Origin of the sequence: Peribacillus sp. NPDC097284, assembly GCF_044761765.1 — a bacterium.
Taxonomy (GTDB): domain Bacteria; phylum Bacillota; class Bacilli; order Bacillales; family DSM-1321; genus Peribacillus.
In genome coordinates, this window is record NZ_JBIWCZ010000017.1 from 28,303 (window position 1) to 53,252 (window position 24,950).

General features: G+C 38.3%; 23 protein-coding genes and 1 pseudogene. 6 read left to right on the top strand and 18 right to left on the bottom strand.

Features of this window, described 5'->3' with window-relative positions; translation table 11 throughout:
• The first annotated feature begins 555 nt into the window (after nucleotides 1-555).
• Nucleotides 556-765 carry a hypothetical protein gene (locus tag ACIQXU_RS19190; RefSeq protein ID WP_402991712.1) on the top strand — a complete coding sequence of 70 codons (210 nt, stop codon included), beginning with the start codon at nucleotides 556-558 and terminating at the stop codon, nucleotides 763-765.
• Nucleotides 766-885: 120 nt separating this feature from the next.
• Nucleotides 886-1,020, top strand: coding sequence for an alternative ribosome rescue factor ArfA (arfA, locus tag ACIQXU_RS19195; RefSeq protein ID WP_402991715.1), 135 nt, complete (start codon nucleotides 886-888; stop codon nucleotides 1,018-1,020).
• 270 nt (nucleotides 1,021-1,290) lie between these two features.
• Here the strand turns inward: arfA and ACIQXU_RS19200 are convergent, their stop codons facing one another.
• The 3 genes from ACIQXU_RS19200 to ACIQXU_RS19210 form a co-directional block, all read right to left on the bottom strand.
• A complete protein-coding gene (locus tag ACIQXU_RS19200) occupies nucleotides 1,291-1,548 on the bottom strand; it encodes a hypothetical protein (protein WP_402959434.1) in 258 nt (85 codons plus the stop codon).
• 497 nt (nucleotides 1,549-2,045) lie between these two features.
• Nucleotides 2,046-3,023 (bottom strand): bile acid:sodium symporter family protein, encoded by a 978-nt coding sequence (locus ACIQXU_RS19205; protein WP_402991718.1) that lies wholly within the window; start codon nucleotides 3,021-3,023, stop codon nucleotides 2,046-2,048.
• 4 nt (nucleotides 3,024-3,027) lie between these two features.
• Nucleotides 3,028-4,416 carry an FAD-binding oxidoreductase gene (locus ACIQXU_RS19210; protein WP_402991721.1) on the bottom strand — a complete coding sequence of 463 codons (1,389 nt, stop codon included), beginning with the start codon at nucleotides 4,414-4,416 and terminating at the stop codon, nucleotides 3,028-3,030.
• 385 nt (nucleotides 4,417-4,801) lie between these two features.
• On the opposite strand from ACIQXU_RS19210, the gene ACIQXU_RS19215 reads away from it, so the two are divergent.
• Complete coding sequence (locus tag ACIQXU_RS19215; RefSeq protein WP_402991724.1) at nucleotides 4,802-5,554, top strand: FadR/GntR family transcriptional regulator; 753 nt, start codon at nucleotides 4,802-4,804, stop codon at nucleotides 5,552-5,554.
• A gap of 85 nt (nucleotides 5,555-5,639) precedes the next feature.
• Here the strand turns inward: ACIQXU_RS19215 and ACIQXU_RS19220 are convergent, their stop codons facing one another.
• Nucleotides 5,640-5,936, bottom strand: a complete 297-nt coding sequence (locus ACIQXU_RS19220; RefSeq protein ID WP_402991727.1) for a hypothetical protein — start codon at nucleotides 5,934-5,936, stop codon at nucleotides 5,640-5,642.
• Between the two features lie 343 nt (nucleotides 5,937-6,279).
• Between ACIQXU_RS19220 and ACIQXU_RS19225 the strand changes: the two genes are divergently transcribed.
• Complete coding sequence (locus ACIQXU_RS19225; RefSeq protein WP_402991730.1) at nucleotides 6,280-6,549, top strand: Parvovirus coat protein VP1-like protein; 270 nt, start codon at nucleotides 6,280-6,282, stop codon at nucleotides 6,547-6,549.
• Between the two features lie 460 nt (nucleotides 6,550-7,009).
• Here ACIQXU_RS19225 and ACIQXU_RS19230 read toward each other — a convergent pair whose 3' ends face one another.
• From ACIQXU_RS19230 to ACIQXU_RS19275, 10 genes and pseudogenes are all read right to left on the bottom strand, one after another.
• Entirely contained in the window at nucleotides 7,010-7,480 is a 471-nt protein-coding gene (locus ACIQXU_RS19230; protein WP_402872986.1) for a hypothetical protein, read from the bottom strand.
• A 47-nt stretch (nucleotides 7,481-7,527) separates the two neighbouring features.
• The gene (locus ACIQXU_RS19235) at nucleotides 7,528-8,010 is read right to left on the bottom strand and encodes a (2Fe-2S)-binding protein (protein ID WP_402991733.1); all 483 of its coding nucleotides are present in this window, start codon (nucleotides 8,008-8,010) and stop codon (nucleotides 7,528-7,530) included.
• Nucleotides 8,003-8,845, bottom strand: a complete 843-nt coding sequence (locus ACIQXU_RS19240; protein ID WP_402991737.1) for an FAD binding domain-containing protein — start codon at nucleotides 8,843-8,845, stop codon at nucleotides 8,003-8,005. The genes ACIQXU_RS19235 and ACIQXU_RS19240 overlap by 8 nt, the downstream gene beginning before the upstream one ends.
• Nucleotides 8,845-11,169: a xanthine dehydrogenase family protein molybdopterin-binding subunit gene (locus ACIQXU_RS19245; protein WP_402991742.1), complete on the bottom strand. Its 2,325-nt coding sequence runs from the start codon at nucleotides 11,167-11,169 to the stop codon at nucleotides 8,845-8,847. Before ACIQXU_RS19245 ends, ACIQXU_RS19240 begins: the two co-directional genes overlap by 1 nt.
• A 13-nt stretch (nucleotides 11,170-11,182) precedes the next feature.
• On the bottom strand, nucleotides 11,183-11,788 hold the full coding sequence (locus tag ACIQXU_RS19250; RefSeq protein WP_402991745.1) for a nucleotidyltransferase family protein: 606 nt from the start codon (nucleotides 11,786-11,788) through the stop codon (nucleotides 11,183-11,185).
• On the bottom strand, nucleotides 11,785-12,738 hold the full coding sequence (locus ACIQXU_RS19255; RefSeq protein ID WP_402991748.1) for an XdhC family protein: 954 nt from the start codon (nucleotides 12,736-12,738) through the stop codon (nucleotides 11,785-11,787). The genes ACIQXU_RS19250 and ACIQXU_RS19255 overlap by 4 nt, the downstream gene beginning before the upstream one ends.
• 259 nt (nucleotides 12,739-12,997) lie before the next feature.
• Nucleotides 12,998-13,444: a HEAT repeat domain-containing protein gene (locus tag ACIQXU_RS19260; RefSeq protein WP_402873001.1), complete on the bottom strand. Its 447-nt coding sequence runs from the start codon at nucleotides 13,442-13,444 to the stop codon at nucleotides 12,998-13,000.
• Between the two features lie 273 nt (nucleotides 13,445-13,717).
• The gene (locus ACIQXU_RS19265) at nucleotides 13,718-15,448 is read right to left on the bottom strand and encodes a glycine betaine ABC transporter substrate-binding protein (RefSeq protein WP_402991751.1); all 1,731 of its coding nucleotides are present in this window, start codon (nucleotides 15,446-15,448) and stop codon (nucleotides 13,718-13,720) included.
• Nucleotides 15,445-16,656 carry a quaternary amine ABC transporter ATP-binding protein gene (locus ACIQXU_RS19270; protein WP_402873005.1) on the bottom strand — a complete coding sequence of 404 codons (1,212 nt, stop codon included), beginning with the start codon at nucleotides 16,654-16,656 and terminating at the stop codon, nucleotides 15,445-15,447. The genes ACIQXU_RS19265 and ACIQXU_RS19270 overlap by 4 nt, the downstream gene beginning before the upstream one ends.
• Before the next feature lie 335 nt (nucleotides 16,657-16,991).
• Nucleotides 16,992-18,048 (bottom strand): annotated as a pseudogene (locus tag ACIQXU_RS19275) (glycerate kinase); the annotation flags it as partial.
• 203 nt (nucleotides 18,049-18,251) lie between these two features.
• Here ACIQXU_RS19275 and ACIQXU_RS19280 point away from each other — a divergent pair.
• A complete protein-coding gene (locus ACIQXU_RS19280; RefSeq protein ID WP_402991754.1) occupies nucleotides 18,252-19,856 on the top strand; it encodes an FMN-binding glutamate synthase family protein in 1,605 nt (534 codons plus the stop codon).
• Between the two features lie 75 nt (nucleotides 19,857-19,931).
• On the opposite strand, the gene ACIQXU_RS19285 is transcribed toward ACIQXU_RS19280, so the two are convergent.
• The 4 genes from ACIQXU_RS19285 to ACIQXU_RS19300 all read right to left on the bottom strand — a co-directional run bounded on the left by ACIQXU_RS19285 (nucleotide 19,932) and on the right by ACIQXU_RS19300 (nucleotide 23,504).
• A complete protein-coding gene (locus ACIQXU_RS19285) occupies nucleotides 19,932-21,161 on the bottom strand; it encodes an MFS transporter (protein ID WP_402991757.1) in 1,230 nt (409 codons plus the stop codon).
• 172 nt (nucleotides 21,162-21,333) lie between these two features.
• The gene (locus ACIQXU_RS19290) at nucleotides 21,334-21,606 is read right to left on the bottom strand and encodes a hypothetical protein (RefSeq protein ID WP_402873015.1); all 273 of its coding nucleotides are present in this window, start codon (nucleotides 21,604-21,606) and stop codon (nucleotides 21,334-21,336) included.
• A gap of 177 nt (nucleotides 21,607-21,783) precedes the next feature.
• Nucleotides 21,784-22,722: an MBL fold metallo-hydrolase gene (locus ACIQXU_RS19295; protein ID WP_402959404.1), complete on the bottom strand. Its 939-nt coding sequence runs from the start codon at nucleotides 22,720-22,722 to the stop codon at nucleotides 21,784-21,786.
• Nucleotides 22,723-22,910: 188 nt separating this feature from the next.
• Entirely contained in the window at nucleotides 22,911-23,504 is a 594-nt protein-coding gene (locus ACIQXU_RS19300) for a branched-chain amino acid aminotransferase (RefSeq protein ID WP_402991760.1), read from the bottom strand.
• A 176-nt stretch (nucleotides 23,505-23,680) separates the two neighbouring features.
• Here ACIQXU_RS19300 and ACIQXU_RS19305 point away from each other — a divergent pair, with 176 nt between their 5' ends.
• The gene (locus tag ACIQXU_RS19305) at nucleotides 23,681-24,796 is read left to right on the top strand and encodes an NAD(P)/FAD-dependent oxidoreductase (protein ID WP_402991763.1); all 1,116 of its coding nucleotides are present in this window, start codon (nucleotides 23,681-23,683) and stop codon (nucleotides 24,794-24,796) included.
• The last annotated feature ends 154 nt before the right edge of the window (nucleotides 24,797-24,950 follow it).

Below are 24,950 nucleotides of genomic sequence, written 5' to 3' on the forward strand. Positions count from 1 at the left end.
CTTTAAATAAAAACATAAATTTTGATTCGGTCTCACTTAGTTAAGTATTCTTATGATATGAGACAAAGGTTGATATTATTTTATAACTTCCTATAATATATATTATGTAAACTAGAATTATTTATTTTGCTCTGTGACAGACTTTCTTCCCTAACCTTTCATGTCTGTTATACTTTAATGTTGATTTCAAGCATAGCCACTTTTTGTGATTTTTTTATTAATCTAAAGCTCCATTAGTTCCCGTTGAAAATCAAAATAATTCTAAAGTAATTCCTGCATTTCATAACACTATGGTAGCTGGAACTTTGGATGCTCCAGGTAATTAATGCTGTTCTTTCAGAATTGGGATCAATGTTACAAGGTTATGTATAAGCATATAATGAAAAAGCAGAATTAATTGCTGTTAAACGTTCAATTGGCTCATGAGAATAAAAAGCTCGGATAACCTTAAGCCCAACCCCTCCTTCTCTTTCTAATTTTGTATTATTTGCAAATCATGGATGTTATTATAATGAGAATACCAATACATACATAAATTAGGATTGGAGGATACCTATGAGTAATAATCAAAAGTTATATTTAATATTGACCTTGATACCTTTAGTGATCGCTCTTGTTATTGTATTTAATCCCGACTTTTTAATACCATTAGGGTATGAACTAGGTGTCAATGGTGTAGTCATTTCAAGAAATCTTTATGTCTTGTTTATCTTATACTTGATAACTAAGATCGGTTTTTATTTTGCAGAAAAGAAAAAGGATTAGCCATATAAAGCTAGTCCCTTTTACTTTATGTTTGACATCTTATTTTCCTCCCTTCCATAGAAAGGTAGCCATTTCCGGCTTTTTTTTTATTTCTACATATCTACGAAAGAAGGAATACATATGGCTAAAACTAAAAAGAAAACAATTGGCGAACTAACAAATAGTAGAATGTGTTGGGCTTTCGACCCCTCCACTCGTGTAATCAAGAATAAGAAAGGAAAGGGTTCTTATAATCGTAAAAAGGTTTCCGTATAAAATGCTACACAGGTTTCGCTCTTTAATGCACCAAAAATTTTATAATGCACCAAAACGATTTAATGAGCGGAGCTGAGATAATAAATAAGAGCAGTCCATTTAAGGCGCTGCTCATTCCTATAATATCTATACTAGTGAAGTTTTCTTCTTCCAGTTCCTCATAATGACTTCTCCTTCTCAATGTCCGATAATCTCTCCTTTTAGTAAAAGGAAGTGCCCGACTCGTTATTGAACTAAAGCCCCTATTTGCTCAATAAGTGTATTACTTTTTTAGGATTTTCCATTATTCTTTGAATTCACAATACGTTCATTTCCTCTTTTAAAGTTCCCTGTGATCTTTGCCAATATCAGTTGCACTGCTTTTTCATTTTCAGCAATGTTAATCTTTTCTAAAATTTTTTCAGCATCTTTACCTTTTAATAATTTTACTTGTTTTCCCTTATAATCGATAAAAACAGTATTACTTTTGGTAATTCTGTAACTAAACGGAGCTTCATCTAATCGTTTTCTATTATCAATATTGCCCACTTATAAACCTCCCTAATAAACTCCGAATCTACATTCCATTTAATCTCATTCGATTCCCGCCCCGTGCTCAAAGGCAATTATTTTGCCCCATTTTCTTTTTCATAAGCATTTCACAGAAAAAGGCCAATCCTACTTGGTTCAGGAATCCTTCCAAAATCTTTTAATATGCAAATACCATTCGAAATATTTTACAGATTTCCTTTTATTGAACGACAATATATTGTTGCTGTCGAACGTAGTTCTGAATTTTTTCATTATATGTTCAAAGGATCTCCAAATAGAATGAAATTTTATTTGGAGACCAATAATAGATACTATTTCATATGATGTACATGATTATGTGAGACAAAGTGTTACTTTCACCTTGTCTGAATTCTTGTCTGATCCCAAAAACTCTACTGTTCGACGTTCTACTATTGGATCTAAATTCTTTGGACTTTTCAATTTCAGACAAAAAAAGAATCCCATGAAGAATGGAATTCTTAAATCATTCATATTTAAACCTTCGTCTCCATTGGCTGCACCGGTATTTCCTCGATCTCTTTATTACCAGCAGACTTTTTTGACCAGTATGTCGCAAGAATGGGTCCGGATATATTATGCCAAGCAGCCGCCAGAACGCTTGGGAGCGCTGCTAACGGTCCGAAATGAGCAGTTGCAAGGGCAACGCCTAATCCAGAGTTTTGCATGCCTACTTCAATTGAAATCGCCCTTCTATTCACTTCATCAAGCCCAAGCGCTTTTGCCGCAAAGTAACCAATCAGAAGTCCGAATCCATTGTGAAGCATGACTGCCGTGAAAATAAGGAACCCAGATGTAGCAATACTGGAGGCGTTTCCTGAAACTACTGCGCTTACAATCGTGATAATAGCTACAACGGATATAAGCGGTAATACGGTTAAGCTTTTCTCTACTATAACAGGGAAAAACTTTTTAATGATCAGACCTAAAACAATGGGAAGAATGATGACTTGAACGATGGACATGAACATTGATGAAAAATTAACCGGCATCCATTGGCCTGCCAGCAACAGCAGAAGCAATGGTGTCATAATTGGAGCCAGTAAGGTTGATACCGAAGTCATAGCAATTGACAAGGGAACATTCCCTTTTGCTAGATATACCATAACGTTCGAGGCGGTCCCGCCTGGTACACAGCCAAGTAACACCAACCCTGCAGCCAATTCAGGTGGTAAATTCATGACTTTCGCAATAAAGAATGCCACTAATGGCATGATGACAAACTGTGCGGCAACACCAATGATTACGGGCAGAGGTTTTGTAATGATGATTTTAAAATCAACTGCCTTTAACGTAAGACCCATTCCGAACATGACAACGCCTAACAATATCGTAATATATCCTCCAAGACCCAAAAAGGGATCTGGAAACATAAAGGCAATGACGGATATTAAGATAACCCAAACAGCAAAATATTTTCCGGCTAACGCACTGAGAGTTTCTAGAACTTTCATCTCGTCACTCTCCTTCTTGCATGAATATTTTACTTGGATTTAATAGATTGTCAGGATCAAGGGCTTTTTTTATTTTTTCCATCACCAAGAGTGACTCCCCATGTTCTTGTTTCTGATATTTTTGTTTACCGACTCCCACTCCATGCTCTCCCGTACATGTTCCGTTGCGTTCAAGGGCGTATAGAACAATTTGTTCATTTAATTGTTTAGCCCTTCCCACCTCTTCTTTATTTTCGTTATCGATCATTAAGAGGATATGATAGTTGCCGTCGCCTACATGGCCGACGATTCCACCGGTCAGACCTAATGAATCCACCGTTTCCCTGGCGTGGTGAATGGCTCCAGATAGCTCCGATATCGGCAGGCAGACATCCGTTACCATCAGTTTTTTCCCAGGATGGCCGTGAATATAAGCATAGGCAAGATTATGGCGAGCTTCCCATAGGCGGTTCCTAGCAGCATTATCTGTTTCGAATTCAATATCGAGGCAATTATGTTCTGCTACTATTTCTTTTGTGAAAGCTACATCTTGTTTCAATCCAGCTTCATTCCCATGAAACTCCAAAAATAGCGTAGGACCTTCGTTATAGCTTGTATCGCTATGGAGATTCACCTGTTTCATGGATGGCTCATCCACTAGCTCTACCCTTGCGATTGGAATGCCAGCCTGTAATATAGATACTACGCCTTCAACTGCATCATTCAATGAAGGAAAGGATGCTCTTGCGGCCATAATATGCTCAGGAATTCCGTAAACTCTAAGGGTTAATTCAGTAAAACATCCTAGGGTCCCCTCAGAACCAACGAATAGGCCGTTTAGATGGTAACCTGATGATGATTTAGCGGCCAAATTACCGGTATGTATAATTGAACCATCCGCAAGAACCACTTCAAGATCACGGACCTGGTCTCGCATTACACCATATTTAACTGATGTAGTTCCACTAGCATTGGTAGCAGCCATTCCTCCTAGGGTAGCATCTGCTCCCGGATCGACGGAAAAGAATAAACCGTATTTTTTCAATTCTTTGTTCAGTTGAGAACGAGTCACGCCAGGCTGCACCTTTACAAGAAAATCATCACCACGTACTTCCAATACTTTATTCATTAGTGAAAAGTCAATGGTGATACCATGTTGGTATGGGATGACATGCCCTTCTAAGCTAGATCCCAATCCAAAAGGAACCACTGGAACTTTATGTATACTTGCTACCTTTACAACTTCGCTCACTTGCAGCGTTGTTTCCGGAAATACAACAATATCCGGAAGGCTTGTAGCATGATAGGATTCATCTCTGCCATGCAGTTCTCTTACTGTCAGGTTTTCGGTTACTTGACTTTCCGATAGAACTTCTTTTAAAGCCTTTACTAAACCTACGCTAGTTGCTTCCATCCCCATCTCCCACTTTCTACTCAAATATCTGATTGTAATAAAGTAAACGATTTCATAAACGAGTTATTTGTCCATAAATCATTATGAATATTAATAATTGGTCCAACCAGTTTTCATTATACTAAATATTTTGATTTTTTCAACAACTTTTCGTTTTCTTGAAATTAACGCTAATAAAACACATATTTATTAAAGATTAGTAGGTTCCGCCAATATCACCATGTATGAAATCTCTCTTTTATTTAGGGAGGAATTTATCAACATTGGTCTAACCAGTGTTATAACTCATATTTATTATGTAAAGTAAAAATTATCCGCTTGCTACAATGAGAAATGCTTGTTAAAATGAGTCCACTTATAGTGGGATAAGGATGTGTAATGAGTAATGGATTCTATACCAGTTAAATCGCCAAAAGTATACGAAATAATCTTCAATCAAATTAAAGAATCTTTTATTACTGGGGAACTCAAACCTGGTGATAAATTACCCTCTGAGCGGGATCTATCCATACGGTTTAAGGTGAGTCGAACTTCAATCAGAGAAGCTCTTCGGGTATTGGAGATTAACGGAGTCATAGAGGTAAGACCAGGCGATGGGAGATTTATAAGACATTCTGAAGTTCAGTCACTGATCAATCAGTTATCTACCACCATCACTGATGCTGAGAATGATATGGTTTATGAAATGCTCGAAGTTCGTAGAGTAATTGAAACGGAGTGTGCATTTTTAGCTGCACAGAAAGCAACCTCGCTAGATTTACAAAAAATGCTTAAGGCTTTAGAAAATATGGCGAATTCAGAACACGATGATGAATTGGGTTTACAAGCAGATCTGTTGTTTCATAATAGCATTGCACAAGCTACAAACAATTCCATATTTGCAGGACTGGTACATACCCTTAGTGATCAAATGAAAGAAACGATTCAAGCGACTAGACAGCACCGTTTTTCAAAACCAGGTCACTTTCAAGAAACCCTTCAAGAACATAAAGATATCTATATTTCTATCGCATTAAAAGATGCCGACAAAGCCAAGCACCTCATGGATGTCCATATTAAACGTATTAGAGAACAAATGGCCACAGCTACACTTGATAGCATTGGAAATAACGGAGAAAATAAGCTTCCAATTGTTTAAAAGAATCGGAAAGGATATATTTTGTATTATCGTCCCCATTTTCGCTTCCTACTTCATTTCATATAGTTATTGGAAGATCAACTATCTACTTTTTTTGTTTAATTTTGGAACCAGTAATATCAATTTCATTATATTTACTCTTGTAATATACTTTGTCCCCTTTATAATAGATGTTCTTTTGTTCAGTAGTCATCACATTACCATCAGGCAATTCAATTATTAACATTTGATCACTTTCATTTGAACTTCCCCCAGCTGGAACGAAAGTATTCTTCTTATTGGCTACCTGATTCCATGTGCCGAGAAAAAGGATAAGAGTAAAGATTACTATGGCTATATATAAAGTCCATTGACGCTTTTTTAATCTATCACTTCTGTTCAATTTAGTTCTCCTTTAGTAAGTTTTTCATAAGTCACAAAATAATGTACTCCTTAAAAGGAACGAGTTCAAGAGAAAGGGTTTGGAACTTATAACCAACCTCCGAAATCAGGAAGCTATTACCCTTTTAAAACCTCATAGTATCAGTAATCAAACGATATCTATCCATATAGAATAACGTTTTGAAAATAGGATAGCGTGCTTTGTCTTCATTTCATTTTCTCATTTCCAAAGCCAATGCCCTTTTCCTATATATTTTATGACAGTCTGCAAAAAGCCCTACCGCTTCCAGGTATTCCTACATAAAGTATTATAGCTAATCCCTCTTAGGAAAGAAGGCGGTATTTTGAACAGAAGTAAACGATTAAATCGAGGTTTTTGTGTACCAGGGTATAGATGGTGTGGTCCGGGTTGTTCGGGACCTGGTGCACCTACTAACGCGGTCGATTCGTGCTGCAAATCACATGATATTTGTTATGAAAAATATGGACCTTCAAAACACTGTGATCGAATCTTCCAGAATTGTCTTCGTCCATACATGAATACACGTAACAAAATGGGTAGGGATGCTTCCTTATTTTATGGAATTACGAGATTAAATAATAAATTCAGGTGAAGGCACGGCTCACCTTATGATGTAATTAATATAGGGAAAAATCTATTTTATAACCCATGTTTTTTCACTATTTGTCTTACCTGTCGCTCTCTACCTATTATGTTTAGGTTATGAAAGAAAGGGATGGCTCACTTGTCACCTAGAAATAATGCTCTCTAATCAGGAACTCTGGTTAAGCAGGGCTGTATTTAGTGGATACCTTCTGATCACGTGTCTGTCACTTAATTGCTCTTCCATTGAAGAGTCCAATATTACCTGTCACTTTGGTCCATGAAGTGTATGAAATAAGAAAGGTAAAGCCATTTGATATGCTTTACCTCTAAATTTCTATAAAATGATGACAATTCCTTTTTTAGTTTATTGGTCCGTGGTTTTTTGTTGAGTGAAGAAAAAAATGAAAAAAATTATTGGAAGAACTATTAGAAATACATTGTACCTCGAATTTTTTACGGTAGGTATATCAGTTAATGACATTATACTCATTCCCTCTTAATTTAGTTACCATTTCTGGAGGAACGTTGTAATGTTTACTTACGATTTTATTGAAAAAGTCATAATCTTCAAAGGGCAGTGCGGGGACAACTTCTGGGTAACCAAAAATGGGGCCTGAAACATTAATGGAGAAGTCACCGGATGAAACGAATGTGCCCGTAACATGTATGACGTTATTGATGAGTAATATAGCTAAAATAATATCAAGTATATCGATGAAAAGATTTCCCACTTCCTCATGATTCTTTCCCTCTAAACGATGCCCTCCAAAAAGTGGCCCACCTAAAGAGAGGCTAAATCTACCCGGTCTTACAAACACGCCAATAATTGTGATTTGTCCGGTCAATAATAGGATGGCTGTCGTAATTTCAATACTACGCTGAAAGGAGTGAATTATTGTTAAATTGGTATCCTTCTCACAGGATTCATTCAATATCATCACTCCCCATGTAGGCATTTTATTCAGGTAAACAGAAATCTGTCACTTCATTCAATGAATTTTATATTGTGTATGGCTGAATGCACCGCTTCTTCAATTTCTTTGTACCCGGTGCATCGACAAATATTAGAAGAAAGCCATGTTTTGATTTTCTCAGGGGTTGGGTCGTCGTCATTAAGAAGTAAAGCCGTAGCATTCATGATAAATCCAGGTGTACAGTACCCGCATTGAAAAGCAAAATGCTCAACGAATGCCTGTTGTATGGGGGTTTTGTGAAGACCTTCAATAGTAATGATTTCTGTATCATTGGCTTCAATCGCTAATACTAAACATGATTTCATTGGCTGTTTACCCATGATTACCGTGCATGCCCCGCAATCACCATTTAAGCATCCTGGCTTGGCTCCCGTGAATCCTATTTTTCGCAATACATCTAGTAATAGATCTGAGGCCAGTATCTCTCTCTCGTACCTCTCCTGATTAATTTTTAAGCGAATTGTTGTATTTTGATTCCCCAAATTCCTATTCATATTCTTCATCACCCAACTTAGACAAAATAGAAGTTAGCGTATTTTCCAATACAAATAGTCGATATTCATTAGATCCTTCAATGTCATTTAAAATTGAATTAGGCAAGTATTCAAAAGATGCCAAAACTCGGTCTTTATAGGATAAATTCTGGTCATTGAGGGTTTCTTCCATTGGGATCGAACGAAAGGGAAATGGACAAACTCCGCTAAATGCAAAACGTACATAACCGTCTTTTTTCAGGGAAGCCACGGTCAAAAGTGGATATCCCGTATCCCATTGTTGCCGTTTCTTAATACTCAGATGGGGAGCAGGAAGATACTCTTTTTCTGTAAGGATTTGCACTAGAAATTCACCTTCTTCCAGTTGTAATTCTTTATGAAAAACTTTGCTAAATAATAATTTTCTTATTCCTTTAGGTCCTGCAATAATTACAGCACTATCCGCTAATAAGAATGGCAGAACAGACTCTCTATAAAAAATATTCCCACATATATTCCCGCCAATTGTGATCTTATTTCTTGAAGTATAATCTGCAACTTCTTTTGAAGTCTTCGTTAATAAAGGGAAAAGCTTTTTCTCTTCAAAATCGCTTAGGCTCACCATAGAACCAATAATGAGTTCATTATTTTGGAATTCAAATATATTACATTCGTAAATTCCTTTTAAATCAATAATAGCATCGGCATATACAAGATTCAGTCGTCCTAATGTTATAATCTCTGTTCCTCCACCATAATACAAAGGAGTCTTCCCTTGAACTTTTAATGTTTGAAAAACGTCAAGAGCTTCTTGTATGGATTCTGGTTTATAATAAGCAAAATTGAAGGGTAACATCAGTGATGCCTCCCTTCTTTCTTCCCTTCCCAAATTAGTTCGGGAAGTAAGGGTAATTGATTTAAAGGTATACCCGCAGCAAGAGATAAACAGTTACCTAATGCAGCTGGCATTCCTAACAGGCCATGTTCACCAAGGCCTCTTGCCCCATATGGTGCTTCTAAATGCGGTGTTTCTAAAAACTCACAAATGTATTCGGGATTTTCACCATATCTTAAGGGTCGATACGTCCTGAATTGCGGGTTAAGGACTCTGCCTACATGGTCGAAATAGAACGTTTCACGACCAGCAAAGGCTAAGCCCATACTCATTGCACCCATTATTTGACCTTCAGCCGTTTTCTGGTTCAGCACTTTCCCTGCATCGATGACGGATATGGCTCTTACTACCTTGTAGGTATATTCATGGGTATCATATTCTACTTCCACCCCTTGTACGCCTACTGTCCATTCAGGTCCTGGGTTCCCTGCTCCCGTTTCGGAATCTAATTTGGATATATGAGGAGTTATATAATGTCCTCTACCGATGATTTGTCCTCCAATGGCATTTCCATTTGAATAGGTATATCCATAAACTAGCTCTTTGAAAGGAATGCGTATTGTTGGATCACCCCTGAGGTAAACAATTTCCTGACCGATTTCAATGTCTTCCAGCGGAACTCCTAATACAACCGAAGCAAGTTTCTTGATTTGGAAGATAGCATCTTCAGCAGCTTGAATTGCTGCTCTTCCAGCCATGAACGTTCCACGACTAGCGACCGTCTTCCAATGCTCAGGAGTACTTTGCGTATGGACTTCCATCTGAACATTCACACGATCGACTTTTATCTTCAATTTATCTGATACAATTTGTGCCAACACCGTTTTCGTACCTGTGCCGATTTCCACTACTCCTGATATAAGGTTAACACTCCCATCGGGATTGAATGTTAAAATCACACCGGACCCTGCGTTTGTATCAATGGTGGAATTTTTCCATACGCAAGCTATCCCCTTCGCCAATACTGTTCTGTCACTTTTTCTAATGAACTGTCCTTCTTCCCAATTCATTTTTTTCTTGAGCACATGTATACATTCAGGAAGATTCCCTACGGTACTTGAATTCAACGTAACTTGAGTTGGAGTAGAATGTCCAGGAAGTATCGCATTCCGTTCACGAAGTTCAAGTGGGTCCATGCCAAGTTTTTTTGAAAGAGAATCCATTGTCCTCTCAAAAGCAAACAAAACCTCTGCATGGGCAAACCCTCGATATGGAGAGGCGTATGGATGATTTGTATACATACAAAAAGAATCACACCAAACATTTTCAATGTGGTAGGGTCCCGTGCAATCCACTGCTCCAGCACGACTAAGGTCTGTAGCCTTGTCAGCATATGCTCCCCCATCCCAGAGATAAGTCAATTCAGCTACCTTAAGGACCCCAGACTGTGTGCATCCCAGTTTCACTGTCGCATCTAAACCTATATGGCATGGGGATGTAATGATATCCTCTTCACGACTATTTTCCACCTTAACCAACTTTCCACCGACCGCTTTAGAAGCGATATAGGCTAATAGCTCAAGTTGTACTGAGGCTTTACCGCCGAATCCTCCTCCAACCAAAGGGGTGTTTACGACGACTTTTCCGATTTCAACGCCAAAGTAATCGCTTATCAGCCGCTTGATCATGAAAGGAGCTTGCGAAGAAGAAGTGATGCAGACTTTTTGATCTGCATGTATTTCTGCCAATGAACATCTTGTTTCCATAGCAACATGATCAGAAGGAGAAAAGGAAAACTTTTCTTCAACGATTATATCGCTCTCTTGCCATCCAATTTCTTTATCACCTTTTCGGATTTTTGAATGATTTGCTATATTCGTACCTGGTTCAGGATATACCTCGGATATTTTTGTATATGTACCTAAATGGGAATGGAGTAGAGGAGATGAAGGGTCTATGCTTTCAGTCGGAGAATTGACAACAGGCAAAGGTTCATAAACAACTTTTACCTGGTCAGCAGCCATTCTTGCTTGTTTAGGCGTGTCCGCGACGACAAGTGCGACAACTTCACCGTGATAACGGACTTTGTCTTGAGCTATGGGATAACGATCTCTAATCTCTTCTCCTGTTAGCGGTAAATTTCCACCTGTTATGATTGCACGGACCCCACCGATTTTTTCAGCTTTCGATATATCAATCTTTCTAATTAGTGCATGAGCATAAGGACTGATCACCTTTTTAACGGAAAGGATATTTGCATGATGATGATCTCCTGTATACCTGGCTTGACCGGTCACCTTATCCCACGCATCTTTACGAATCACACCTTTTCCAATGATATCCATAGAAATCCCCTCATTATCTGTTTGATTCTAAGTGTTTTTTCCAAAACAAGTACTCTTCCATATAATCAATGTCAGTAAACAGTTGTTCGTCATTAAAGGGCAAAAGAATTCCTTGCTCCATTTGCTCTTTCAATACCTTTTTTGCACCTTGATCTCCTGTTAAGTGAAGTATCTTGGAAAAAAGCTGGTTATCTAAAAGAATGGGTGGCTGGATAATATCAAGAAAACTAGAGGCAACAAAGGAGGTAGTAGGTTTTTGTTTATATATTTTAATGAGTTGATTTATCATATCTGTCGTAATAAAAGGTTGATCGGCAAGTAAAATGACGACTGCATCCGAAAGTAAGATGTTCGCTTGTTCTATACCGACTTTAAGTGAGTGAGATTGTCCCGCATTAGATTTGGTAACTTCTACTTCCATTACTTTTTGGGTGCATAATCCAGATAAGTCTAGTCGATTTTGGTGTTGAGAAATGAGGATAATATCATCCAGATTTGAATCGAGGGCCTTTTCTAAACCCCATCTACCTATTTCTTTATTACCTAATGTTAAGGTTAATTTATTTGTTCCCATACGATAACTATTACCAGCAGCCAAGTATATACCGGAAATTCTCATTGACCGGTCTTCCTTGTTTTTATATGAATTAATTCAGCTATGATACTTACTGCAATCTCATATGGTCCTACAGCTCCGATCGATAAACCAATGGGTGCATGTATATTCTTAGGGATTTCATCATCAAATAGACTTGCCGTTCGCTTTCTTGAACCTAAAATGCCTAAATAGAATAATGACTCATCTTTAACAAAAGAAAGGATTTCCTTATCTCTCTGAAAGTTATGGGTCATCATAATGACATAATCGTCTTTTTTGAAGGAAATTTGTTTCTCAATTTCTTTTGGGAAGCCAATTATATACTTATCCGCTTCAGGTATATTATGTTCGTTACAAAGTGATTCTCTCCAATCACAAACTGTAACCGAGAATCCGGTTTGGGAAGCTAAAGAAACAACTGGATGTGCATCTGCTCCAGCACCAAAGATAATTAATCGAGGTTTTGGCGAGAACTTTTGAGTAAATACATAATTAGATGTTTGACTATATCTAAGCGATTCGTCTTTGAATGAATCTTCTGGTGAAAAATAGGATTCTGATAAGTTCCATTCATTACTTAGTACTCTTTGATAAATGCTATCCTTACCCTTGGTGATTGTGTCGTTGATACATAAAAGATTTTCTTTTAACTTATGATCTACATATTCAAGTAAAATATATAAGATTCCATTACAACCTGTAGATACTCCCCAATCCAAATCTTCATTATTTTCCATGTTATAGACGATGGTTTCCGCTTTTTTACTTTCAAATATTCTTTGAGAATGATGCAATAAATCGGTTTCCAAACAACCAGCACTAATAATGCCTGTGAATGTGCCATCTTTTTTTATGAGCATCGAGGTACCTTCACGCAAGTATGCCGAACCCTTCACCTGAATAATTGTTGCTAAGACACACTCCATAGAAGTGTTTTGCACTTCTTCCAAGATTTCGAATAGTTGATTCATGATCCTCCCCCGGTCATGTTGAATTCAAATAGGGTATTACTATCATTATGTTGAGTTATGAAAAAAATGAATTTTAGTGGAGAATGTAGGATTACTACTTTTTATGATTCGATGTACAAGCTCTAGGAGATAATAGGCCTTTCAATGGTTTATGAATGTTTAGAATATGTGACGAGATACATGTTCAATCTAATATGCATGCATAAGAAAAAGGAGCAAAATGATTGCTCCTTTTCTCTATGCTATAAACTAAATCGAATTACTTTTTCGATAACCCTTCCCAGGTAGACTGAAGCCACTTATCGAAGTCGGCTCCCTTTTCGCCTTCGTAGGCATCATATATATCAATTCTCATCTTTTTGAACTTCTCTTTGAACTCGTTATACGCATGGCCTTCAGGCAAGCTCTTTTTAATTCTTACCAAGACTTTGGTTACCCCTTTAAACAATTCACCTTTTTTCTTTGCAGGTAACTGGACATCTTCACCTAAACCTTTTAATTGACGGTAGGCTGCCTCTTGTACTTTATATACAGCATCGTTATTCATAATATGTGTTAGAATATCAATTACTTGTTGGTTTTTCAGCTGTCCTAATTCTTCGATAGCATCTAACCGTTCTCTCCAGTTCGCAGTACGGTGTGCCGATTTTTTTAATTCCTCATAATTTGCTGGTAATTCGATTGCTTTTGCTTCTTTATTATTCAAATGTATCAATTCTCCTTCTGTCTGTATGTAAGAATCAAGTTCTGACTAAATGAAACCATTCTTACATGTGGTACTAAGAATATATATATTCTTATCTATCTAGTATACCCTTTTCTTTATGTTAATATAGGAAAATTTTATAGACTGCCTAAGTAAATGTCCTAATCTGCACAAAAGTATAAACAATATTCACCATTTTGGTTTTGTTACCTTACATTCTGCTTCAAATAGTCTAATGCAAAAAGGGATCCCCAAAATGAGAATCCCTTTTCTTTAGTCATTTAATTCTTCAATAGAATCGATATCCATATAGGTTGGTACCACTAACCCGAGTTTCGTACCTTTCAAGTTTGGCCCAAGATCTACAATATCTTCTTTGTATTCTTCGTAATATTCAGCTGAAGTGGTTGGTAACCAGGCGGCAACCATAGCATCAGCGCTACCATTTGCGATTCCTGCGAACATAGGACCTATCTCTACTTGCTGTAAAGTAACCTTGAACCCTTGTTGTTCCAGAACCTTTCCAATTACATGGGTGCTAGCGATTTCTGATTCCCATGCTACATAAACTAGACTGATACTTTCTCCATTTCCTTTTTGTGCCCCGTTTGTCCACTCTGCTACTTGTTTTGGATGTGCCGCTATCCATTTTTCTGCGGCTTCTTCGGGTTCCATTCCAGTTGCTGTATCTGCCATCACTTCTTCCATATCACTCGATTTCCAGAAGAATTGATCCAGTACGGTATGGGCTCCTTTCGCATCCTTTTCAAGGCCTTTTCTAGTAATGGTATGAATGTCTTCATCTTTACCATAGGAGTTTTTGGGATCTTCAAGATATTTTAAGTCGAATGATTGAAACATCCAGTGCGGCGTCCAGCCAGTTACAATGATGGGTTCTTTATTGCCATAAGCCTTTTTCAATTCAGCGGTCATGGCAGCTGATGATCCTTCAACAAGGGTCCAATCATCCAGGTTATAATCTTCCATAGCCTTTTTGGTGGATTTCATGATTCCTGCTCCTGGGTCAATACCGATAATTTCATAATCGGTCAGACTGCCTACACTACCTGAATTCTCCTCGGAAGGGTTCTCTCCTTGTAAAGAAGCAAAAATACAGGCACCTAGAAACAAGACACCAAAAACTGAGAAGGCGATTCGTTTACTCAAAAAATTCGTATAGGCAGGATTTCGTAGGTTTTGTGTAATTCGGTCTAGGATAACGGCGATTATGACAATAGACAAACCCGCTTCAAACCCTTGTCCTACTTTGATCTGAGCTACAGCACGATAAACTTCTGCACCTAGACCTGGTGCTCCTACCAAGGAAGCTATAACAACCATGGAGAGAGCTAACATAATGCTTTGATTAATGCCGGCAAAAATGGTTGGAGCAGCCAATGGTAATTGAACTTTGAGTAATTTTTGATTATTTGTTGAACCGAACGCATCAGAAGCTTCAATTAATTCTTTCGGAACTTCCTGTATGCCAAGATTGGTTAAGCGAATTGTCGGTGCAACTGCAAAGATAATCGAAGCGAAAATACCAGGAACAACCCCAATTCCAAAAAATAAGATGGCTGGAATCAAATATACGAAAGCTGGCATTGTCTGCATGAAATCCAGAGTTGGAATGATGATTTTTCTCGCAGTAGGACTTTGGGCAGCCCAAATCCCTATCGGAATACCAATCGCAATCGTTAAGATCGCCGATGAAAGAACGAGGGCCAAAGTTTGGACACTAGCTTCCCAATAACCCAGATTATCGATTAACAGGAGGGCTAATACTGTAAAAAGGCCTAACTTCCATTTACTCGTATAGGCAACTAAAAGCGTCAAAAATATAATTAAAACCAGTGGTGGCCCTATACTCAAAGCATCAACAAGGATATTTAAAATCCCTTCGATTAATCGTGTTAGAAAAGAGAATAAACCAGCGAATGTGATGGTGATCCAATCAACTATTTTATCAACCCAAGTGCCTAATGGGATTCTTGTGATATTCATGTATTCACTTCCATCTCGTTCAAGGAATCTTTATTACCAGCCAAAGCACCAATGACGGCTCCACGGATAATGACTCCTTTCAATCTTTTCTCTTCATCGACTACAGATATCGGAAGTGTTGAAGTGGACATCACATCTAGTATTTCAATGAGTAATTGGTCTTCCTTAGCTAGCGGTATATCAGTTGTCATGACCTCTGATATAGGTTGATGGCTGTCTATAGCTTTAAGGGCCTGCTCAGCTGTAATGGCGCCCAATAACCTTAGCCTTCGATCTACTACAAAGATACTTGAATATCCTTGCTTCCGCATAATTTCCAATGCAACCCTTGGACCACGGTCCACACTGATTTTCTCTGCTCTTTTCATAACATGGGAAGCGGTTAATACCTTCGATAAATCTACATCTTCAACGAATTTCTCAACGTATTCATTTGCAGGGTTCATCATGATCTGTTCAGGTGTCCCGAGCTGGATGACGCTTCCATCCTTCATCAATGCGATTCTATCACCAATCCGTAAAGCTTCATCCAAATCATGTGTGATGAAAATGATGGTTTTCTTAAATTGGTCTTGTATCTCAAGTAATTCATCTTGCATATCTTTTCGAATTAGCGGGTCAAGCGCACTGAATGCTTCATCCATTAAGATGATATCAGTATGGCTAGCAAGTGCCCGGGCTAAGCCGACACGTTGCTGCATCCCACCGCTCAATTGGGAGGGTACCTGATTTTCATACCCTTTTAGTCCCACAACCTCTAGGGATTGCATCGCCCTTTTTTCTCGTTCTTCTACCGGCACTTTTTGTATTTCTAATCCAAACTCGGTGTTTTCCAAGATCGTTTTATGAGGGAATAAAGCAAAGTTTTGAAACACCATACTAATTTTTTTTCGTCTAACTTCCCTTAAACGAGAAGCATTCATTTTAACAATGTCTTCATTATTGATGAGGATTTCTCCCCTAGTAGGTGAAATTAAACGATTGAACATTCGAATTAAAGTGGACTTCCCGCTTCCAGATAGCCCCATGATCACGAAGATTTCACCCGGATAGATTTCGAAGTTCACTTTATTGACACCAACTGTTTGACCAGTTTCTTTTAAAATTTCCTTTTTGGATTTCCCTTTCTCCAATAAATCGATGGCTGCTTTTGGAGACTTACCGAAGATCTTTGATACATTCCTAACCGTTACAATTGGTTCTTCCATCAACTCACCTCTTCATTCATCATGTGTTCTTAACTAGTTATGTATAGAATGTGCTTCCAAACCAAATACATTCGTATGCAACTAAGTATGTACAATCATCCCATCGAGGATTCAGGAACTTTTTAGACCCACCGGATGTGAAAAGGAATGTTCTATAAGGATATGTTCTTATCTGGCATACGATAAAAAACACAGCAAGTACACTGTGTTTAAGGAATTTCCACTATTATTTTCTCAATCCCTCATGTCAATAATTACTGTCCAGAAGAAGCAATAAAGGTACGCAGAACTTGTTCAGTCAGCATCTCTAACAGTTCAGCTCCACGTTCCATGGCTTCATGTAGTGACATAGGTTCGTTGACAAGGCTATGCACACTTGTAAATCCATGTTGATATAAAGCATCAACCCCTTTGCCTATTGAGCCTGCTAGGGCAAATACAGGGATTCTTAGTTTCTTCGCTTCTTCAGCCACTCCCATTGGCGTCTTCCCTGATGTCGTTTGAACATCGATTTGTCCCTCTCCAGTAAAAACACATTGTGCTCCCGATAACTTTTCTATAAGACTTGAATATTCCATGACGATATCGACGCCTCTTCTCGTTTTAGAAGGAAAGAAAGCTTGAAAAGCACCACCAATCCCACCCGCTGCACCAGCCCCTGCTTTATGGTGTAATTGGACACCTGTCTTGATTTCCACCAGATCCGCCCAGGTCGATAAAGCCTCTTCCAACATTTCAACCATGTCTGGGGTTGCCCCTTTTTGCGGACCGAAAACCTTAGTTGCCCCATCGGCTCCAATCAACGGATTTTGGACATCTGTAGCAATGATGAATTCACATTCAGCTATTCTTGGATCGAAATCATGCATTTCAATTGCTGTAATGTGATAGTTCCGCTCCTCCATATCCGATTTCTACCCCTTCTTTATCTAAAACCTTCAGCCCTAACGCTTGGAGCATACCGACACCAGCATCATTTGTGGCGCTACCACCGATGGCTAATATGAATTTTCGATACCCGTCATTTAGCGCTTGATGAATAAGCTCACCCGTTCCATAAGTCGTCGCAATTAAAGGATTCAGCTTATTGGGTTCAACTAGACATAAACCGGATGCAGAAGCCATTTCGACTACACAGGTTTCTTCATCTCCTAAAACCCCATAGGCAGCTTGTACTTTGTTTAATAGTGGTCCATTTACTAGTACGTCAACTCTTTGACCATGTGTCGCAGCTATTAGACTTTCCATCGTTCCCTCACCGCCATCAGCCAAGGGGACTACTACTGTTTCTGCCGCAGGCAAAACCCTTTTAACGCCACGCTCCATTGCCTGTGCCACCTCAGGGGCCGTCAAACTTCCTTTAAAGGAATCTGGTGCAAGAACGATTTTCATAATTCCATCTCCTTCCTAAGCGGTTTATATATACAGTTAATTATAAACTTAATAGACGGATTATTCCTTCTTCTATTGAATCACGCAGTAAACGGGGACCATGAGGAAAAAATGAAGCGCATGTGCCCCCATTGGATAATTGTATAAATGCAGGAAGGACCGCGTAGATTAAACGATATAGTTCTGCATATAGGAGGGGTAAAATGGATGTCATAGCCAATCTTTTGATTATCTTGGGATTCGCTCTTGTCTTTATCATTATAATTATGGCTGTCCTGATGTTGATTTACATGATTTTCTTTGACCGAAACCAGAAGCATCATGCAATACTTAGAAACTATCCCGTACTCGGAAGGGTTCGCTATTTCTTGGAAAAAATCGGACCAGAAATGCGGCAATATTGGTTTAACAGTGATAATGAAGGGAAACCTTTTTCCCGTGATGAATACGAGCATATGGTTAAAGGTTCTAAATATTTAAGAGATGTGGTAGGGTTTGGTTCAAAACGTGATTTTGATGAGGAAGGTCTCTTTGTTCGAAATAGTATGTTCCCAAAACTAGCCGAAGAAGAGAAATACGATAGGGAAACAAAAGTGAAAACCAAAAGGTATATCCTCCTAAAAGATCCTCTCTTTTCGCAAAGAGAGGAAAAATGGGAAGATGAAGAATCACTTGCCTTTTTATTGCACGACAATGATACGGTAGTTATAGGCCCAAACGTAAAATACCCATTTAAATTAAAAGGTCTTATCGGAATGTCTGCGATGAGCTATGGATCTCTGGGTAAGAATGCTATTACAGCTTTGTCTGAAGGGTTAGGCATGGCTAAAGGTACTTGGATGAACACGGGTGAAGGTGGTTTGTCTCCTTATCATTTAGAAGGTGGAGTGGATATCATCATGCAAATCGGCCCCGCAATGTTTGGCGTACGGGATAAGTTTGGTGAGATGGATTGGGATGAACTGAAAAGGAAAAGCGAAATTCCACAAATCAAGGCATTTGAAATAAAATTAGCTCAAGGAGCTAAAACTCGCGGAGGACATATCGATGCAGAAAAGGTAAATCCTGAAATTGCCGAAATACGAAAAGTTGAGCCTTATAAATCGATAGATAGTCCGAATCGTTTTCATCAATTTAGTGATGTAGGTACTTTATGTGAATTCATTGAAAAAATCAGGAATCATACAGGGATACCAGTAGGAATCAAGATGGTCATCGGGGGAAATGATAGTGTCGAGGAATTGGCTAAATATATGAAAGATACTGGAAAAGGGCCTGATTTCATTTCATTGGATGGTGGGGAAGGCGGTACGGGAGCTTCATATCAGGAATTGATTGATAGCGTAGGATTGCCTATTAAATCGGCGTTACCCATTCTTGTATCAACCCTTGAGAAATACGGAGTAAGGAATCAGGTTAAAATCATTGCCTCAGGAAAATTATTCACCCCGGATCGTATAGCAATTGCTTTAGCCATGGGAGCTGATTTGGTCAATATTGCCCGGGGATTCATGATAGCGATTGGTTGTATACAGACAATGAAATGTCAATCTAACGCCTGTCCAGTCGGAGTAGCGACGACTGATCCCGACTTGCAAAAGGCACTGGTCATTGACGAAAAGAAGTACCGGGTCGTTAATTTTCTTGTCACTTTACGAAAAGGTCTTTTTCGTATATCGGCTGCTGCTGGTTTGGATTCACCTGTCGATTTTCAGCCAAAGCATATTAGCTATAAAGATGAAAAAGGTATCGTAACTTCATTGGAAAATATCATCCACGAAGTAAAAGAAAAAATAGCTACACCATAACGTTTACTCCTACAGTTGGTTTTCATAAAAGAAAAGGGCCTCAAGACGAGAGACCCTTTTCAAATATATGAAGAATTAGGCATTTAAACGAAAATCCACTTTTTCCTCTTCAGGTTTCTTATCTACCAATTGACCATGGCGATAATAGACATACACCGCAGAAATAAAACCTATTATTGAAAGGAAAGCGTCGAAAATGAATATGATAGATATATTCCCACTTTTTGACATCATCCCTGTGATAAGCGGCATGACAATAGATGCCAATCCTGCAGCGGTTGCAACAAACCCTGTAACGGTCCCTTTTTTCTCCCAAAAGAATTCAGTCATAATTGTAATGGCTAATTGGAAAACGCCTGCAGTTGAAAGGCCTATAAAAAAGGCTGTAATGGACACGATGATAGGTATCTTAACTAAAAGGATTGTCAAAATAGAAACAAAGGTAATAATCGGATAAACCATGATGACGGTAATGGGTTGTAAAAATTTCTTTAGTAATACAGATAGAACCAAAACGGAAAGGAGAGCACCCAAACTATAATAACTTAATAGTTTTATTGAATTGGCCATACTCATGCCTACCGCTTCCTGTCCATATGATGGAAGCCATATTTGGGAAACGGTGAACAAGCCAGTCGATGTAAACCCAATTAAAATAAGGGCAAATCCCTCTTTCCTCAACACCGGTTTCCCTTTGAACTTGCTCTTCTTTGTATTATTCTCGGAAATACTGGCATTACCTTTTGGGTTACTCGGGAAAGATACAGTAAATAAAAATAGCATATTGATTAAATAAATAGCAGCAGGTATAAAGAAGGCGTATCCATAAAACATATCATGATCTGAGATAAATAGAATCATGAAAGGAAGAAGGAATGCTCCTGCAGACATAAAGGCTTTAACTAAAACACTAGCAGAGCCAGCTGAATTAGGAAAAATCTCGATCAGACCCGGATATGAACCAGCATCCATCGATGAATTGGCAACACCTGCGAGTATTGCAAAAACAAAAGCCAATTGATAACTCGGGGACAGGGGAATCCCGATTAGAAAAATGCCCATACCGAATGCAGAGGCATAGACTAGCGGTTTCCGCCCAATTTTATCTGATAAATAACCAGTATAGGCATATGTAAGCAATTTCCCTACTCCGATAGCAGCAATAATATAACTAATACCAGCACTATCCGTATCCCATTGCTCCGATAAATAAGACATATTCGATGCCAGCATGATATTCACCATACCAAGCAAGAAATAATTCATATAAACTCCTGTTGCGGTATTCAAATGCCTGTTCTTCATTCTCAAAACTCCCAACTAATTAGTGACAGAGAATCAACTTTAAATTTTCTGAATAATATAATTATATAACACTTTCCATCATATTACGATACCCCGTCATGTAAATAACGCCATATATTCATATTTTTAATGAGTATGAATAATCTCCATCTCTTAGTGCTGTCCTATTTTCCTAACTTAAAGAATTATACGTATCGATCAGCAGATTAAGTTGTTTAATATCCTCTCTTCCTCTGATTCCTCTGCAAAGATCCGCCATCTTTTGTAACATGATTATTTGTTGTTCATATTTAAAAGCTTTATTATTGCTCTCCACTCTACTAGTCTTTTTATCGACATTCGAAATTATTAATCCTAAAAGCCGGTTTTTAATTTTCATTTGATTAGTAAGCTCTTTAACGAAATGTTCTTTCTTTGCTTTATCCCAAAATAATACTTTGTCCACGGAGTACCCTCTTCCTTTCACTTGATTATTAGTATAAACTTCGAAACAAAAAAAGAATAATGGTAAATCTCAACTTCAATTGTAAGATTACAATGGGATAGAACAATGTTGGCAGTTTTTTAATATTGAATATATTGGGTCAAAACGATAAAAAAGCTCATAAAATGAGCTTAATCATTAAATCGATTGGTAATACCAAATCCCATCTCTTTTATATTTTCGGCATTTTCCTTTGGAATGGAGATACTCTAGGTGAGCCAATGTCTCCCCAATTGCAAACCGAGATTCGTGAGTCGATAGGTGTTTGAACAGAATCTTACAAGCAGCTTGTATAGTGGTCGGTTCTTTCATATTTTCATAGGCTACATGTAACCGTTCTTGGTGGTGATCTAATAATTCCGTAATTCTTTTATTTGCGTCTTTGAAGGGCTTTCCATGTGAAGGAATCACATAGTCTACATGTAACTTCTGAATTTTCTTTAAGGAAGTAAAAAAAGCCTCCAACGGATTGCTGATTCCTTGAAACCAATAAGATATGTTTGGAGAGATTCTCGGCAATATATGGTCAGTAGAAAAAAGGATGCTGTTTTCCTTATTGTATAAAGTAATTAACCCGTCTGAATGTCCTGGTGTAAAAATCACCTCATACTCTAGCTTGCCAAATAAAATCTTCATTCCTTCCTCAAGATGATGGTTAACCGTGGGATAGGGCTTTACCTTTGGAATAAAGCTGCTTTCATCACTAGATAAGGCTTGGGCTAAATCCTCTTCCATACCGCATGATTCATAATTAGATTTCAGGAAATCGAGTGTTTCAGGTTCCCAATAGGTAGTGCCTGCTTTTTCATCCACTTCCGTCATCCACACATCAGCACCCGTTAACCGTTGTAAATGACCTGCATACCCAAAGTGGTCGGGATGATAATGAGTAAGGATAATATCCCCTATTTCATGTTTTTCGATTATCGGTTTCCATATATCACGTGCTGTTTGGTTGTTTAATCCTGCATCGATAATTGTCCACCCATTCGCTCCTTCGGCTAAAAAACAATGCACGTGATCTAACCTAAAAGGCAATGGAATCGTCACTTGTGTAACTCCCAATTCATTCAGCAAATATAATTACGCTCCTTCTAATTCCGGATTTTTTATATTAAATAAAAAGAGTACTAAATAAAATTTCAATGTTATTTACTAATTCGGCACTTTTTCAATAGTTCCTTTAATTTGGTTATGACAAACAAAAAGAAAAGGATGCACATGAATGACCCCCATCATTGTTTGATGGGGGTCATTCACCTATTTTATTGTTCTTCTTCGATTGTTTCATTGAGGTTAAAGAGAAAATGGTAAGTTAGTTGGAACGCCTCGCCTAACGTCATCTCATCCTTAAATCCTTGTACAGCATTCAAGGCGAAATTAACATCCCATAGGCCGTCACCTTGGTTAAACATCATGCTGAATGTCCCAATATCTCCTTGAAGTTCTTGATTGAAATAGGCTTTAAGTGCATCTCCCATTTTTTTCTGGAATTTCAAACCGAACATGGCGTTATAAGTGCCGAATACATCATCTACTTCCAAAGAAAGTGCCTCAACTCCAATTAAATCAAACCAAGATGATTCAAAGTAAAGGAATTCATTTTTATTCATTTTTAAGTATTCAAGAGGCTGAGTTAGAAATGCAGCGGTTTCTTCTTTAATCAATTCTTCGGTTTCTTTATCACTGAGTTCGATATAAGCATCAGTAAAGCGGGTAGTGTTTTCGATTTCTTCTATAGTTATATCATCAGCGAGCAACTGATGCTTTTTTACATACGCCTTTTCTTCTGTATATAACTCAATCGTATCTCCATTCAAAGTCTTCGATATGTATGTTTCCATTTGTTTTCTTAACATCGGTATTCGTCCTCCTAATATCTTTTCAAGCCTTTTCCTCTTAATCATAGCATAACTTACAGAGATAAAATAACTGTGTGAATAATCAAATACCATTCAAGATGTAGCAATCGGATAGTGTCTTCGTTATAGTTATAGAAGAACGTTTACACATATGAAAGAAATGGGATGTTTATATGCAAAAAATCATTATAATAGGTGCAGGGATTTTAGGCGCATCCACTGCCTACCAGCTTGTGAAAAAAGGCGCTGAAGTAGTCATTATAGATCGTCAAGATAATGGGCAAGCCACCGCTGCTGCGGCAGGTATCGTTTGTCCTTGGATATCGCAGAGACGTAACAAAGCATGGTATCATCTTGCTAAAAATGGGGCCCGCTTTTATCCAAGTTTAATTAAAGAGCTTGAAAATGATGGGGAAACAGAGACAGGCTACGCTAAAGTAGGGGCCATCAGCTTACATACTGATGAAGAAAAACTGATTGGCATGCAAAAAAGAGCGACAAAGCGTAAGGAAGACGCTCCTGAAATTGGTGATATCACTATGCTCAGTGTGGAAGAAACACGTGCTCTCTTCCCACCACTTTCGGGTGAGTATGCTGCGGTTCATATAAGTGGTGCGGCACGGGTTGATGGTCGCGCGTTACGAGATAGTCTATTGCGTGCGGCACAAAAAAATGGAGCGACATTGATTCATGGCGACGCTTCACTGAACTTCGAAGGAAATTCTGTAACCGGTGTAACGGTGGAAGGCAATAGCATGGTTGCAGATAAAGTAATTGTCTGTGCAGGTGCATGGGCGTCTCATTTACTTGAACCATTAGGAGTGAATTTTCAAGTTAGCTTCCAAAAGGCGCAGATTATCCATCTAGCATTACCAAATAGCAACACGAATAACTGGCCTGTTGTTATGCCCCCTAGCGATCAATACATATTAGCTTTCAATGAAAATAGAATTGTAGCGGGAGCCACTCATGAAAATATGGAGGAATTTGATTACCGAATGACGGCAGGAGGTTTGCAGGAGGTTTTTGATAAAGCTTTACATACTGCGCCAGGTTTGGCCGAGAGTACATTTACTGAAGCAAGGGTCGGCTTCCGTCCCTTTACCCCAGGCTTCCTTCCGGTTATTGGCCCCCTTCCTGATTGGGATGGCATCATCGTAGCCAATGGACTTGGCGCTTCTGGTTTAACAATGGGACCTTATATTGGATCTCAACTGGCGAACCTTGCTCTTGACAGGGAATTAGACATTGATTTAGCAAACTATGACGTAAAGGGCGCAATACTGTAAATCTTCAATTCGACTTAAGTAGAATGACAAAAAGACCCAAGGCATTGATCTATAAAATGTACCCTATAGAGTAGACACTTTAAAAAAGTCTCTCTGTAGGGTACTTTTATTTGTATAAAGAAAAGATAGGATTGGAGATACATCACAATGAGCA